At 49.4% G+C, this 15382-nt stretch carries 13 protein-coding genes and 1 pseudogene; 1 reads left to right on the top strand and 13 read right to left on the bottom strand.

Annotated features, from left to right (window positions below; translation table 11 throughout):
• Nucleotide 1: 1 nt before the first annotated feature.
• The 4 genes from hemB to hemA are packed head-to-tail and all read right to left on the bottom strand — an operon-like array spanning nt 2 to nt 4536.
• Nucleotides 2–973, bottom strand: coding sequence for a porphobilinogen synthase (gene hemB / locus G4D54_09340; GenBank protein ID QJA02616.1), 972 nt, complete (start codon nt 971–973; stop codon nt 2–4).
• A complete protein-coding gene (gene cobA / locus G4D54_09335; GenBank protein QJA02615.1) occupies nt 966–2426 on the bottom strand; it encodes a uroporphyrinogen-III C-methyltransferase in 1461 nt (486 codons plus the stop codon). The genes hemB and cobA overlap by 8 nt, the downstream gene beginning before the upstream one ends.
• Nucleotides 2423–3322 (bottom strand): hydroxymethylbilane synthase, encoded by a 900-nt coding sequence (gene hemC / locus G4D54_09330; GenBank protein ID QJA02614.1) that lies wholly within the window; start codon nt 3320–3322, stop codon nt 2423–2425. Before hemC ends, cobA begins: the two co-directional genes overlap by 4 nt.
• Nucleotides 3323–3324: 2 nt before the next feature.
• Nucleotides 3325–4536: a glutamyl-tRNA reductase gene (hemA, locus tag G4D54_09325; GenBank protein QJA02613.1), complete on the bottom strand. Its 1212-nt coding sequence runs from the start codon at nt 4534–4536 to the stop codon at nt 3325–3327.
• A 182-nt stretch (nt 4537–4718) separates the two neighbouring features.
• On the opposite strand from hemA, the gene G4D54_09320 reads away from it, so the two are divergent.
• Nucleotides 4719–6260, top strand: a complete 1542-nt coding sequence (locus G4D54_09320; protein ID QJA02612.1) for a nitrite/sulfite reductase — start codon at nt 4719–4721, stop codon at nt 6258–6260.
• A gap of 135 nt (nt 6261–6395) precedes the next feature.
• Here the strand turns inward: G4D54_09320 and G4D54_09315 are convergent.
• The 9 genes and pseudogenes from G4D54_09315 to G4D54_09275 all read right to left on the bottom strand — a co-directional run bounded on the left by G4D54_09315 (nt 6396) and on the right by G4D54_09275 (nt 15380).
• A pseudogene (locus G4D54_09315) lies at nt 6396–7021 on the bottom strand (acetylhydrolase).
• Nucleotides 7022–7592: 571 nt separating this feature from the next.
• Nucleotides 7593–8996, bottom strand: a complete 1404-nt coding sequence (locus G4D54_09310; protein QJA02611.1) for a GntR family transcriptional regulator — start codon at nt 8994–8996, stop codon at nt 7593–7595.
• A 58-nt stretch (nt 8997–9054) separates the two neighbouring features.
• Entirely contained in the window at nt 9055–10197 is a 1143-nt protein-coding gene (locus tag G4D54_09305) for a hypothetical protein (protein QJA02610.1), read from the bottom strand.
• A gap of 12 nt (nt 10198–10209) precedes the next feature.
• On the bottom strand, nt 10210–11592 hold the full coding sequence (locus G4D54_09300; protein ID QJA02609.1) for an MBOAT family protein: 1383 nt from the start codon (nt 11590–11592) through the stop codon (nt 10210–10212).
• 7 nt (nt 11593–11599) lie between these two features.
• Nucleotides 11600–12058: a DUF4358 domain-containing protein gene (locus tag G4D54_09295; protein QJA02608.1), complete on the bottom strand. Its 459-nt coding sequence runs from the start codon at nt 12056–12058 to the stop codon at nt 11600–11602.
• Entirely contained in the window at nt 12055–12798 is a 744-nt protein-coding gene (locus tag G4D54_09290) for a GDSL family lipase (protein QJA02607.1), read from the bottom strand. The genes G4D54_09295 and G4D54_09290 overlap by 4 nt, the downstream gene beginning before the upstream one ends.
• 228 nt (nt 12799–13026) lie before the next feature.
• Nucleotides 13027–13554 (bottom strand): 5-formyltetrahydrofolate cyclo-ligase, encoded by a 528-nt coding sequence (locus G4D54_09285; protein ID QJA02606.1) that lies wholly within the window; start codon nt 13552–13554, stop codon nt 13027–13029.
• Nucleotides 13538–14938: a Fe-S cluster assembly protein SufB gene (sufB, locus tag G4D54_09280; protein ID QJA02605.1), complete on the bottom strand. Its 1401-nt coding sequence runs from the start codon at nt 14936–14938 to the stop codon at nt 13538–13540. The genes G4D54_09285 and sufB overlap by 17 nt, the downstream gene beginning before the upstream one ends.
• Entirely contained in the window at nt 14931–15380 is a 450-nt protein-coding gene (locus G4D54_09275; GenBank protein QJA02604.1) for an SUF system NifU family Fe-S cluster assembly protein, read from the bottom strand. Before G4D54_09275 ends, sufB begins: the two co-directional genes overlap by 8 nt.
• Nucleotides 15381–15382 lie beyond the last annotated feature (2 nt).

The raw sequence follows: 15382 nt of genomic DNA, 5'->3' as shown, positions 1-15382 counted from the left end.
ATCACTGTACCCCCTCATCAATTTTACGGGCGAGATACAAAGCAAAATAGGTGATGATCAAATCGGCACCTGCGCGCTTCATTGCCAGAATGCTTTCAAAGATTGCTTCCTCACGAACCAGGCCCTGATCCACCGCCATTTTCAGCATGGCATATTCTCCGCTGACATTATAAACTGCCAGCGGCAGGGAGAACTGCTCCTTCGCTTCTCTGACAATATCCAGATAGGCAAGCGCCGGCTTCACCATCAAAACATCAGCGCCCTCATCCACATCCGCCTGCAGCTCCCGCAATGCCTCTTCCCTGTTTGCATAATCCATCTGATAGCCCTTTCGATCCCCAAAGCTCGGTGCAGAATTGGCAGCAGCTCGAAACGGTCCGTAGAAGCTGGAGGCATACTTTGCGCTATAGCCCATAATGGCAACATTCTGAAAGCCTGCACTGTCCAGTGTCTGTCGAATGGATGCTATATGACCATCCATCATATCACTTGGCGCAACCATATCGATGCCTGCCTGTGCATAGCTGAGTGCAATGCGGTTCAGATAGGACAGCGTTTCATCATTCATCACATCTCCCTCGGCATTGAGAATGCCGCAATGACCGTGGTCGGTATATTCACACATGCACACATCCCCAATCACATAGATTTCCGGTGCATACGACTTGATAAAGCGAATCGCCCTCTGTACGATACCCTCCTGTGCATACGCCTGAGTGCCGCAGGCATCCTTATGATTCGGAATACCGAACAGGATACAGGACAGAACCTGCGCTTCTCTCATTTCATCCAGAGCCTCACACAGACGATCAATGGAATAATGATAAACCCCGGGCAGTGTTTCAATTTCCCGGCATATATTTTCGCCTTCCACAACAAATAGTGGATATATCAAATCTCTTTTCGTCAGTACCGTTTCCTTCATCATGGAACGGATAACCTGGTTTTTTCGCAGTCTTCTTCCTCTATACATGCGCTTCCTCCTCTATGATACAGGTGCCGAACAGCCCTTTATCCGCTTTCGGCAGCTCGATAATATGTTTACAGCCATAGCTGCGTAATGCTCTTGTAGTATGTGCTCCCATGGAATAGACCTTCAGCTCAGTAACATCCTGACACTCCATGAGCCTTCCAAGACAGGCATGCACATGGAAGCTGCATGTGAACAGCGCTCCGTCATAGACGTGCTGCGGCAGGTCAAAGGGCAGCTCTTGCACCGTATAGGCCTTGCAAAGTGATACATGTGCATGCTCCTGCAGCTGCTCAAACAGCACACGATTATCATTGTCCGCCTTCACAAGCACGAGACGGTCATTTTTTGAAATATGCTTTTGCAGCTCCAGTGCCAGATGCTCGCTGTCCTCCTGCTGCGGCTGTATGTCCGCCTGTATGCCATAGCGGGCCAGCACCTGCCTGCTTTTCTCACCCACCACGGCGATTTTAACAGTAGAAAGCTGACGTACATCCTGTCTGCGCTGCACCAGCTGTGTAAAGAAAATCTCAATGGCATTGCGGCTTGAAAATACAAGAATATCTGTTTCCTGCAGATTGACATCATTCAACAGAGCCGGGTTTGCACAAATCCTTCCTGTTGTTATGCAATCAACGGCAGCACCCAAATCCTGCAGCTCAAGCTGCAGCTCTCGCTTCGCATCGGAAAACTGAGGAAGCAGGTAGCGTTTTTGAAACAAGGGACGCCGTTTCATGAAATTCAATTCCTCCTGCAAATTGATTACCCCGCCTATAACAATCAGTGCGGGAGAAACAATTGCGGAAAGATCTCTGTCTTCGATATCCTTTAGCGTTGCCGTCACCATCGTCTGTGTCGCTCGGCCGGCATTGCTGACAAGTGCAATCGGTGTATTTGGATTACGCCCTGCCTGCATAAGTCCGGATACGATTGCGGACAGCTGTTGCAGCCCCATATAGAAAATCAGCGTATCCCGGGTATGTGCCATGCCTGCGTAATCAAGGTCGCTCATGGTGCCCGCTTTGCCATGTGCACTCATCAGGCGGGCACCACTGGCATAATCGCGATGCGTAATCGGAATACCGGCAAATGCCAGACCACCGATTCCGCTGGATATACCGGGTATGATTTCAAATGGTACATGGGCCTGCGCCAATGCCTGTGCTTCTTCCCCGACACGACCGAACACACAGGGGTCCCCTCCCTTGAGCCTTACAACCGTATCAACCCGGGCCGCCTTCTCAATCATCAGACGCTGAATCTCCTCCTGTGCCATGGCATGCTTCCCTGCCTTTTTGCCAACATAAATGCAGTCACAGTGCTTTGGTGCAAATGTCAGGATTTCAGGATCCAGCAGACGATCATACAAAATGCAGTCCGCTTTTTGAATCATCCGCATCGCACGCAGTGTCAGCAGCTCCCAATTGCCGCAGCCGGCTCCGGTAAGATAAATCATAGACCTTCCTCCACTTTTTTCCGTAGGCGCTGCGCCGCTTCAATGGCCATCGCCTGTGCCTGTGCTCTTGGTCCGCTCACATGCAGATCAAACAGCCTGGCTCCATCCTCACTGCCATAGACCGCAAACAGCTCTGCATCAGCCTCATGTAGTATGCATCTGGCGCCCAGCGGTGTATGACAGCCACCGTTGAGCTCCTGTAGAAAGGCACGCTCGGCACAGACCTCCTCATCCACACGCTTTGTACACAGTGCATTGACAAGCTCCACAAGGTCATTCCTCTTTTTGTGCACCTCTATGGCAATCGCCCCCTGTGCAACCGCCGGTACCATGATATGCTCCGGCAGGGTTTGAGTTATATACTGTGCAAGCTGCAGCCGCTTTAATCCGGCAGCTGCCAGAACGATACCATCCAGCTGCTGATTCTCCAGCTTTTTCAGCCGTGTTTCGATATTTCCGCGTATGCCGACGATTTCCAAATCCTCACGCTGCCGCAAAAGCTGAAACCTGCGTCGCTTGCTTCCTGTTGCGATGCGGGCATGCAGGGGCAGTGACTCCAGAGATGTTGCATTACGCAGTACGAGGACATCGCGTGCATCCTCTCGTAAAAGCGTTTCGGTAAAGCACAGACGCCCATCCAGCACCGAAGGCATATCCTTCATGCTGTGTACAGCAAGATCAATCGTATGCTCCAGCAGCTGCTGCTCTATTTCCTTTACAAAGATTCCCTTATCCTTCATCTGGTCCAATGCCACATGCTGGATACGGTCCCCCTTTGTGGTAATCACACAGATTTCAAAGCTATGCTGGGGATACGCCTTTTCCAGCAGTGCCTTTACCTCTTTGCATTGAGCCAGCGCCAGCGCACTTCCTCTGGTTCCCATTCGTATATGCATGATCAGTCTCCTTTCAGCATCGTTTCCAGCAGCCGCGCATACAGCTGCTGATCCTGCCCCTTCGCTTTTTTCAAGGCCAGCATCGGCTCCTTGACCATTCGCAGAAAGGAGGTGTGCAAAACCTTTTTCAGCACCTGCTGCTCATGCGGGCTGAGCTGCAGCCTTGTTTGGAGCAGGGCATAGGTATCAGCAGCCATCTGCTCACTACGCTGCTGCAGAGACTGAATCAGATGATCCACCTCCTGTGAATGCAGGCTGGCATACGCTTCCTGTGCCGCAGCCTCCAGCATGGCGTGAGCCTTCTGCAGCAGGGCTCTTCGCTGCTCCAGCTGCTCATCGGCCTCCCGCTGCAAATGATCGATATCAATCACCACACGCCCCCTTTGTGCCAGCTGCGGATCGATGTCTCTTGGCATCGCCAAATCCACATACAGCTGTTTTCGATCAATCGGCGGCATGTCCTCCCTGCGCAGAATCCGATGCGGGGAGGCTGTCATGGAACAGATCACATCACAGTATGGAAGAACCTCATAGCGCTTTGAAAAGGGAATGTATTCCATAGCAGCTGACATCACCTGCCGGGCCTTGTATCGGCTGCGGCTGCACACATACAATGCGGACAGCTCCTCTTCCTGCAGGTACTGCAGCATCAGTGCAGCCATTTCTCCACTCCCGATAACCAGAACACTCGCATTGCGCAAAGACATGGCATTGCGGATATTTTTCACAGCCAGATAGGCAATTGATATCGGATGCTCACTGATTTTATATGCTGTTTTCAGCTGTTTAACCGCCGCAAAGCAGCTTTGAAACATGCGATGCAGCTGTTTTCCACACGCCTGACACTGATTGGCCATTTGATAGCAGCTCTGTACCTGCCCCAGAATCTGATCCTCGCCAAGCACCATGGAATGATATCCGGCAGCAACCTCAAACAGATAACAGGCAGCAGTCACGCCTGTTTTCAAAAACAGCGGAACAGCCTTTCCGGCAGCCGCCAGAAACAGCTCCCTTATCTGATCCAGCTGTTCCTCCTTTTCATATATGAAATACAGCTCGCTGCGGTTGCAGGTGGATAGAATCACAGCCTGTGTGATATCCACATCCAGCAATTGATTATACAGCTCCATTTTCTGTGTATCGGAAAATGCAGTACAATCTCTCACATCCGCATCGGCTTCCTTATAAGACACACCGTATATCCCGAACTCCATGCCTTCACCTCTTCCTAAAAATCCAACCAGATATATTATAAAGGCTGTAGGATGCAGATACAAGCAGGCAGGATAGAAACCGTATAAGAATTCCTTATACCCCTATAACACAGAACAATTTGTCGATGTGCCAAATTCGTGCTACTATGATACATGAGTGCAATTTTAACAAGGAGGAATTTATGAACGACGATCTGAGAGAAGAACTGCGTTCGGAAATAGAGGATTTCCGTACACAGACCAAACGGTTTCTGGACAAGGAACTGAATGTAAAGGAATTTAAAGGCTATTCCGGAGGCTTTGGAAGCTATGCCCAGCGGGGTGCCACCAGCTTCATGCTGCGGCTTCGTATGAATCAGGGGGTCATGACAAAGGACAAGCTGAAATTCATATGTGATACCTGTAAGGAGCATGGGGTAAGCAGAGCGCATTTTACGACCTGCCAGACGATCCAGCTGCATGATTTAAGCGGTATGGAGATTCCCATTATCATGTCAAATGCTCTGGATCACGGCATTGTCTGCCGTGGGGGCGGCGGTGATTTCCCGCGTAATGTCATGTGTTCCCCACTGAGCGGTGTGGATCCGCAGGAGGCTTTCGATGTCCTTCCCTATGCGGCGCGTGTCGGCGAATACCTGCTGTCCATCGTAAACAAGTACACCCTGCCACGCAAGCTGAAGGTTGCGTTTACAAACTCTTCGCGCAACGAGGCACATGCGACCTTCCGTGATCTGGGCTTTGTTGCCAATCCGGATCATACCTTTGATGTATATTGTGCAGGAGGACTTGGTAACAATCCGCGCATGGGTGTACGTGTGGGTGAGCATGTCGCACCGGAAACAATTCTATATTATGTATCCACGATGGTATTGATGTTCATGGAATTTGGAAATTATGAAAACCGCGCCAAGGCAAGAACCCGTTATATGCAGGAAACGCTTGGCAGTGAGGGCTTTGTGGATGCTTATCGTGAGCGTCTAAAACGCGCTTTGCAGGGACAAAGCCTTACCATAGCTGTCCGTGAGGAAGCAATCACGAAAACAGGTGATGCACAAGTGCTGAGCGATCGCAGAGTCTTTGCCCAGAAGCAGCATGGGCTGTATGCTGTCTATTATCACCCGATCGGCGGAAGTCTGACACCGCAGAAGCTGCAGGAAATCTATGACTGCATTCGGGATATGGAAGCTGTAGAGCTGCGTCTGACTCCCCAGCAGGGTGTTTACATCATCAACTGTACCGCTGGCGAGGCCAAATGTGTACTGGCTGTCACAGGGGATGGTGCCCGCAATACCTTTGAAGAAAGTACGGCGTGTATCGGAGCCTCCACATGTCAGGTGGGGCTGCGCGATTCTCAGGGTGTGCTGAAGGATGTCATCCTCTATCTCAGAGAAAAAAATTATGCAGATCATGTATTGCCGAAAATATTTATTTCCGGATGTCCAAGCTCCTGCGGAACCAATCAAATTGGACAGCTGGGCTTTCAGGGAACGGTAAAGGTCATTGACCGCAAGCCGTATCCGGCCTTCACCCTCAGTGTATCCGGCAGTGATTCTTTGTATCACGAACGCTTTGGAAATGTTGCCGGTGTTGTTCTGGAAGAGGACATGTGTCTGTTTTTAGCGGCCATTGCCGATGCCGTAACCGCAGCGGGTATGGATTTCAACACCTGGCTGGAAAAAGAAAAAGAACAGCTGGATGCCATTCTGAATACATATTTGAAATAAGAATCCGACAGTATGGAAATGCTTAGCTTCATCCTGAGTATTTCTGTCACCACTGTTTGTAGGGTGCAGGTTCATCTGCACCTTTTCTTTTTCGCTTCCGCACTCTCTTTGATATATGATGCATAGAAGCCCCTGTCAATCTGATTCTTTCGGTAACAGACCCGCACAGGCAGCCATATACCGGAGCCATTTCGGATAATAGGGATACTTCGGGTGTATGCCATCATACTCATAGACCTCATCCTCCCATCCATCAGCGAGCTGTTATCGATAAAGGTGAGCTGAAGCGCATCGCACATGTCCTTAAGCGCCCGGTTGTAGCTATGATACCTGTGCTCCCCGCCATTGCGCCGCATGACATCTCTTCTCAACGGAAGAATGGAATTTATATAAACTGCCGTCTGTGGCAAAGCACTCTGCAGCATCTGTATCTGTCTTCGGTAGCAGGCAATAAAGGCATTGAGATCTTTCCCGGAACGGAGCATATCATTTTTTCCATATTCCATGAAAATCACCGAGGGCTGCATGGAAATAGCAAACAGCAAATCGCCCTGAATACTGTCGATGCAGCGGTTCCGCTTTGCCACAACATTATGTTTTCGAAGCAGGCGGAAATCCAGTATGGATTCTGCCAGTGAATCCCCCATAATCACTGCTTCCTCATAGCAGGGCACCATCTCGTAAATCGGCTGTGTCTGCTTCTTTTTTGAAATCCGGTAGCGTCTTGTTTTTTGTCCATCTGCATCTGATTTTGTCATCATTCTATCCACCTCGGATTTCCATAATCCTTTATACACGATCCTTGCCCGTAGTAGTACCACTTATCATTATATGATGCATGTGTGATAATTTCAACAGTAAGAGCAACGGATTTCATCAGAGCGGATTTCATCAGATGTATATGCGATGCGAACTCAGCCGGTGCTATATTTTTTCTATGTCTGTCATTATGAAAGCAAGGGCTGCCACAGCTAACCCACAAAGCCTTTTCGCCTGCATATCAGGATGATATTTGTCCTATCGGCTGCTTTTCTGCTTGTTATATCACATATGCTTTAACTGCAAAAATACCGCATTCATATCTTCTGCTTTTGCTCACTTCCGCTATCTGCAAAAAGGCAATGAGAAAAGGCAGTTACACGAAGCTCTGCTTCGATTGCCCCAGATTTCCTACAGATAAAAGAGGTATGCTTATGAGCTTTCTTTTATTTTTATCCGGTATACAGGCCTGCCCAAATAAAAAAACTTACCAGGCAATATCTTTCCTGATAAGTAGTAGTATGCTGCATTTCTCATGTATGCAAAGAGCGTGACAGCAATATGACAGCGCCTTTAGCACCTCTTCATTTTCCAGCTGCCCGTTTCATTATGCAGTAGGGACTGCATAAGCTGTATCGCCCTGCGTCGTTCTCTGTTGCGCAGTGTTTGGCACAGACTTTTCATATCCTGCTGTGTCTGTTCATCGGCTTCATGTCCAAACAGCGTTCGGATCAGCATACTGCCGCATACCGCTTCCTCGAGCTGCTCTGCGATATTGCAGATACACGGATTCTCATGATGCTTTATAATGAACAGAACCGATTCCGGCGACAACCTCTTTTTCTCCTGTATCTCCTTTGCAAGACCTTCCAGCTCCTTCCATGTACAGCGCTCCATACATACGGAAAGGGTTGCCTTGGCGAGGAGCTCTGTCAGCTCCAGCATACAGATGTAATAATCCAGCAGGGGATGCAGCTGTTCCTGCTGCTGAGCGGATATCTTCTGCTGTGAAGAATATACAATGCGGCTGCCCAGCCCGTTGCGTGTTTCCACAAGCTGCAGATCATTCAGAAACTTCATTGTCCTGCGCATTGTACGCAGGGATACCGCATAACGCTCGCTCAGCTGCTCTAGGTTCAGCAGATGACCATCCGGATAGCGGTTTTCCGCAATATCCTTTACGATGCTTCCCGCCGTCTTCATATACAGAAAGGACACCTCACGCCCCGTATACCATTCAAATTCAATTCCCTCTTGCGGATGGATTCCCTTACAGATCCGCTCCAGATAACGCATGCTGTCCTTTTTTGTAGTCTCGCAGAAATAGCGTATCGTCTTTTTCATCATGAATGGATTATTCTGCATGACAAAGAGCAGAATCTTGGCAAGTGTTTCACTGAGCTTCACCTTATTATCCGCAAGCGCTTCCTCGGAATTCTCTTTCTTTGCATAGGGCAGATACAGAAAATCAAGAAGCTGCTTTGTCAAATCCAGAAGATAGGCGTTTCCAAGAAAGCCTAAAACCTTCAGATACAGCTGCTGCAGAGCCTCGTTCAGCTCATACAGGGTATGCTCCTTCTGCGTCAGCTGACGAATCCCGAACTGCAGCTCCTCCAAATGCTGTGCATCGGCATGCTGTAAGGCTGCATGGATTGCTGTCGGCATTAACATCCCCAGAGCATCATACACATGAGCAACCCCATCCCGTGAACAGGCCATACGATACAGAAAATACCGATTCTTCTCGAGATGATGTATATCCAGACTTACCCGGGCACAGCTCCCCTTTTCCCGCTGCAGTGCCCCATCCTTCTCCAGCAGTGCTAGAGCTGCGCGAATCGTATTTCTTCCGACTCCGAACTGCTCACACAGTGCCTGCAAAGAAGGCAGCTTTGTACCATAGGGGTAGGTTCCTTTATAAATATCCTGCAGAAGCTGACGACTGATCTGCCGATATAATGTTGCTTCCTGTTCCATGCGATCACCCTCCAACAGCTACAGTATACCGCACCTGCCGCTGTTTGGGTACTCTTTTTTACTTCACTTCTTTTTTCAGTATCTCATTGAGGGAATCATCACTGAAAAAGGTATTTGCATTATATAGAAACAGAATTTCCTGTATTCCCTGCTCTTCGATCAGCTTGTCCAGATCATCATAGTAATAACGCGGATCAACAACGGTGATACTTTTGTAATACGGTATCAGAAACGGCAGAAAGCAGTTGGCGTAGGAATCCTTGATAACGAGCAGCCGTTTGCCACTCTGCGCTGTATCCAGCTGCATCAGACCGTGATTGCCGCCGAAGAATACATCATACGGATTTGCGGATGCCGCCTTGTCTCGTTCAAATACAGTCGCAGTCCTTCGCTGCTCCTGTACATAGGTGACCACAAGCTCCTGCGATTTCTCTGGCACATAAATATCCACATGATCTTTTTTACCGCGATAATAGCCGCTGGCATTTGCCAGTGTACCGTAAAACTGATCGTTTACCGTATATACCTCATAGTCTGTTTTTCTCTTCTTCTTTTCCGCTGCACACCATGCATCAAAGGCAACGGCTGCCCCCCGCGTTGTCCAGTGATGATCACTGGCATAATACAGCTCCTCACCCCGGTGCTGCCAAAGCGGTGCTGCCGCATCGATCCAGGTAATGGCAGCCGGCAGCTTTTTATGAAAATCCTTTAACGTTTCCAGCTGGTCCTCCCCCTGCTCGTACACCGGCAGCTTCTCTTTCCAGATTGCCGACTTATTGGGGATAAGCAGCATGGACAGCTTCTTATCCCCATGCCGCTTTGCGAAAGACCGCAGCTGCCCTGCTTTTGTCTGAAGCCGTTCTTGATTTGGCCTTTCCTGCTTTTGAAACAGAATACCGTCCTGGCCGATAATAACATCCTGCAGCTCTCGCTTCCCAAGTATATAATTCAGGTTGGCGTGAAGCTGTACAAGTGCAAAGCGCTGATCAAACTGATCCCGGAGCCATGCTTCACTCTCCTTCTGAAAGCTGCCATGGAATACGGCTGCCATATCCGCAGCGGGGCGCTGCTGTAAAACACGGTTTTCCTTTTCTGAAAAGGCAAGGTCCCGATGTCCAAGATGCAGCAGGATAAAGCCGATCATACAAAGCAGCATCGTCGAGATGACACCATAGCTGCGAAGAGCATTCCTGATTTTCATAGCGATACCTCCTTAAAACTGCACATACAGAAATGACTGGTATCCTGCAGACATCAGACAGGACAGCAGAATGACAAACACGACAACGGTCAGCACCGGCTTCAAAAACCACTGCTGATCACGCAGGGCATACATGAGATTACTGCTTACTACAAGCGGAGCACGGGTGGAGAACACCGCTGCCGCACACAGCCAGAAGCCGTAATTCACAAGCAGGGAAAGTGTCTGCCTATCGACGACTCCATGGGTTGTCGTAAACAGCTGTCTGTAGTACACGACCGCCTGGGACAGTCCGTCACTCGCAAAGAGCACCCAGCCCAGCATCACCATAGCGAAGGTAAGCATCATGCGAGCAGCCGACGGCAGCCGCTTCAGGTAGGGATGAAGCACGAATTTTTCCAGTATGAGCAATATGCCGTAATACAGTCCCCAGAGCAGAAAGGTCCAGCTTGCACCGTGCCAGAATCCGGTAAGCCCCCATACAAGCATCAGATTTCGCAGGGTACGCCACAAGCCCTTTCGATTGCCTCCCAGTGGAATGTACACATAATCGCGAAACCAGCTTCCCAGAGTCCTATGCCAGCGGCGCCAGAAGTCCGTGATGCTGGTCGATGTATAGGGATGATCAAAGTTTTCCTGCAGACGAATACCGAACATCCTTCCCAGTCCGATTGCCATATTCATATAGCCCTGAAAATCAAAATAGATCTGAAAGGTGTATGCAAGCAGGCCCAGCCAGGCGCTGGCCATGGATACGCTGTGCGTGCTTGTATAGGACCAAAGCGGTGCCAGTGCATCTGCCAGCAGCAGCTTTTGAGAAAGCCCCATCAGAAAGCGGATGGCCCCTTCCTCCAGCATGGCAGGCTGCCAGGTGTTTTTCAGCTGCCCTCCCCATACATCATAGCGTTCAATCGGTCCCATGATCAGCTTAGGAAAAAACGTCAGATAGACCGCAACCTGTAAAAAGGAGGCAGGCCGTATGACTTCGCGACGGATATCGATGAGATATGCCATTGCTGTAAAGGTGATAAAGGATATCCCGGGCGGCATAGGCAGCACCTCATAGGATATGGGTACGGATAAGACCGCAAACAGAGTATCCAGAAAAAAGCCGTAATATTTATAATAAAACAGAAGCACTACCAGCAGCAGTATGCTTTCTGTTAACCGTCGTGCACGCCGCTTTTTCTCAACCGCCCCGATATAGCGGCCAAGAGCGTAAACCATGCAGACAAACAGCAGTAATAAGCAGGCATTGCCAATCCCGCCCCATGCATAAAAGAATAGGCTGAACAGCAAAAGCAATACCTTCCTGACCTTCGGCTTCACCACGATGTACAGTCCCAGTGCACAGGGTAGAAACAGAAACAGGAATATCAGGGATGGAAATGTCATAGCACGGTTACCAGGCCTTCTTCAACAGCTGCCGCAGCCGGGACTGCTGCGGATGAATCAGGACAACGACATAACGCCCATCCTCGTAAACGGCGGCTTTTTCCAATAGTGCACTCTGTCTGGGCGCATAACCCTGAAAGCTTTTCAGCTGCCGGTTTGTACGCTCCTGACAAAGCTTTTGAAGCGCTTCCCGCTTCGTCTTGTCCGCTTGCTTAAATACTGCGATTTCATTGACCTCCATCGCAGAGGCTGCACCGTAAACCAGCGCCTGCTCATATGCGGCACTATCCAGATGGTACTGCTTGCGTAACCATGCGGCATCCTTCTTCTCCATATCTGTCACATAGGGGGCAAGCGGCTTCTTCAATGTATCCAGATTGATTTCCCTGCTGCCTCTGGCGAAGGGTAATGCAAATGCGAAAGCAGCCAGCAGCATGCAGAGTACGTATATCATATTGCGTTTCATATTCCGGCCTCACTTGCCATATGTGCCAGCCAGATCGGATAGTAGGAATATTGGGGATGCACACCGTCGATTTCATACACGGCAGGTGACCAGTCCATCAAAGCTGTATTATCGATATAGGTGATATGTTCTTCCTCACACATCTGTTTTAAGGCCTCGTTAAACTCCTTATACCTGGCATATACGGGTACTTGGGCAATTGCTGCCGCATCCATCGGTATGAGTGAATTGATAAAAATTTTCGTATCCGGCAAGGCCTCTTTCAGCTTATAGATCTGTTTCTTATATTGTCGGATAAACCGCTGTGCATTTCCCCGGCAGTATTCCAGATCGTTCATGCCGTAGGACAGAAAGATCGTACGCGGTGCCAGTGATATCGCAGTTGCTATTTCCTGATCGATATTATCCGTACGCCGCCCCCGTGTGGCAAGAAGATTACTGCTGCTCACAAGCTGATAATCACCAAATGCCTCAGCCAGAGAATCTCCCATGATCAATGCATTTTGAAACCGGAGCGACAGCGGCTGCGAGGAAAGCTTCTGCAGACGCTCCTTCTGCTCCTGGGCAGCTATCTTCTTATCCACGGAAGCCACGCTCTGCTTGGCGAGCTTTTCCATGACCGCATGTCCCTTCTTGACCTGTGTGCTTTGTCCATCAGCTGCCACCGAGGGCAGCAGAGCGTCCAGCATAAGCAAGGCCAAGGCCGCAAGCACAAGGGAAACTGGTGTTTTGTACTTCATATAATCTCTCCCATCTTCAACAAGCTTTTGTGTATTCCGTTAGAATTATACAGGATATCAAAAGGCTTCCGCCAAAAAAGCAGCGTTTTTGAAGAAATCCTGAATTCTTACATTCTTTAGACGAAGGTCAGTCTAAAAAAGTTTATCATATGCCCAAACTTATTTTCTTATAATGTTACCATTTGTATAATCGAAAGAAAAACCGAATGTGCAGGACACACATTCGGTTCACGTTCTACGATACATCTGCTGTTCACTCACAATCATATCCAGAGGCACGTCATGCGCATGAAGCTGCAGGATGTCCTTCTGACATTCAAAGGCGATACCGATTGTTGTTGCTCTGCACGCCGGCAGATAGCGGTCATAATAGCCACAGCCATGTCCCATGCGGTTACAGGCTTCATCAAAGGCTACCAGCGGCACCAGAACAATGTCCAGTTGCGATGCTTCGGCAGGCAGTGCATGGATCGGCTCCCAGATACCAAACCTGCTCTTCCGATATTCAGTTGATTCATCAATGTGATAAAAGCGCATATCCGCTTTGCTGCATGCCGGAAGACAAAGATGCAGACCGCTTTTATCCAGATAGGAAAGATCAGCCTCACTGCCCACAGCACGATACAGTGCAACGATACCGTGCAGCAATGGCTGTACACGTTCACAGATTCTGCGGCTGTATTGTATGCGTTCTTCCCTGCTCAGTGCATTCCTGCGCTTCAGCGCACGCGCTCTGACATCATCCAATGGAGTCACTCATATCCAGCTTCAGAAGCTGGTTCAGCTCCACCGCATATTCCATCGGCAGCTCTCTGGTAAAGGGCTCCAGAAAGCCCATTACGATCATCTCGGTCGCAGCACTGCGGCTCAGTCCCCTGCTCATCAGATAAAACAGCTGTTCCTCACTGATATTGGAAACGGTTGCCTCATGTTCAATCTGCGATGTCATATTTTTGGAAATATTGGTCGGTATGGTGTCGCTGCGGGACTGCTTGTCCAAAATCAGCGTATCACACTCCACCTTGCTTTTCGCGAAGGCGGCATTGGGACCATGCAGCACCAGCCCACGATAGTTGACCTCTCCACCGTTTCGGGAAACGGATTTGGATACGATATTGCTGTAGGTATGGTCTGCCAGATGAATCATCTTGGCTCCGGCATCCTGTATCTGATGCTTCCCCGCAACGGCAATGGAAATGCACGTTCCCTTTGCATACGGCTCTGCCAGAATACAGGCCGGATATTTCATATTCGTCTGAGAACCGATGTTTCCATCGATCCACTCCATACTTCCGTTTTCAAACACCTTGGCGCGCTTGGTCACCAGATTGATGATGTTATCGCTCCAGTTCTGTACGGTGGAATAGCGGCAGCGTGCATTTTTATGCACGAAGATTTCCACGACAGCCGCATGCAGCGAATCCTTGGAATAGGTCGGTGCCGTACAGCCCTCGACATAATGCACATCTGCGCCTTCATCCACGATAATCAGCGTACGCTCAAACTGCCCCATCCGCTCCGTGTTGATACGGAAATAGGACTGCAGCGGTTTTTCCAGCTTTACCCCTTTCGGCACATAGATAAAGCTTCCCCCGCTCCACACACAGCTGTTTAAGGCTGCGAATTTATTGTCGGTATACGGTACCAGCCTGCCGAAATATTTCTGAAACAGATCCGGATGCTGCTTTAAGGCTGTATCGGTATCCAGAAAAATGACGCCCTTGGATTCCACCTCCTCCAGCATATTGTGATACACCGCCTCGGAATCATACTGCGTGGTTACGCCGGCCAGAAACTCCTTTTCCGCTTCGGGTATCCCCAGCTTGTCAAAGGTATCCTTGATCGTATCCGGAACATCCTCCCAGCTTTTCTCCGTTTTATCACTTGGCTTGATGTAGTATGTATAATCATCAAAATCCAGATTGGTCACATCCGGACCCCAGGTCTGGATATCCATGCTTTCAAACTGTTCAAAGGCACGCAGACGGAAATCCAGCATCCACTGCGGCTCCTTTTTTTTATGAGAGATTGCCAGAATTGTATCTCTGGTCAGTCCCTTTCCCGTATTGTAAATACTGACATCCTCGTCATGGAAGCCGTATTTATATTCTTCATTTACCGGAATTCTGGTTTCACTCATGACGCTCCTCGCTTTCCTCGATCATTTCCTCCATCGCCTTCCAGCCGATGGTGGCGCATTTGATCCGGTTGGCCTGACTTCCCACATTGTGGAATGCCACCGCCTCCTCCAGCTTCTCCTCATCATAGTCCCGCTGATCGATCATGTGAAAATAATTGGCGATGATGTCCTTTGCCTCTTCCACGCGTTTTCCCTTCAGCAGCTCACTCATGATGGAGGTGGAGGCTGTGGAGATCGTGCATGCCACACCGTCAAAGCGCACGTCCTCCACAACACCGTCCCGTATTCTGCTTTGTACATAAATATCATCAATGCAGGATTCACTGGCCATATGCTTCTGCACATAGCCATCCTCCTTTGTCAGCTCATGATTCCTCGGATATTCATAATGATCCATGATGATCGAACGCAAAATCATCGGATCCTTCATTAAGTCACTCATTT

The organism is [Clostridium] innocuum (genome assembly GCA_012317185.1).
Lineage (GTDB): Bacteria > Bacillota_I > Bacilli_A > Erysipelotrichales > Erysipelotrichaceae > Clostridium_AQ > Clostridium_AQ innocuum.
This window is presented reverse-complemented; position numbering and strand designations above follow the sequence as displayed.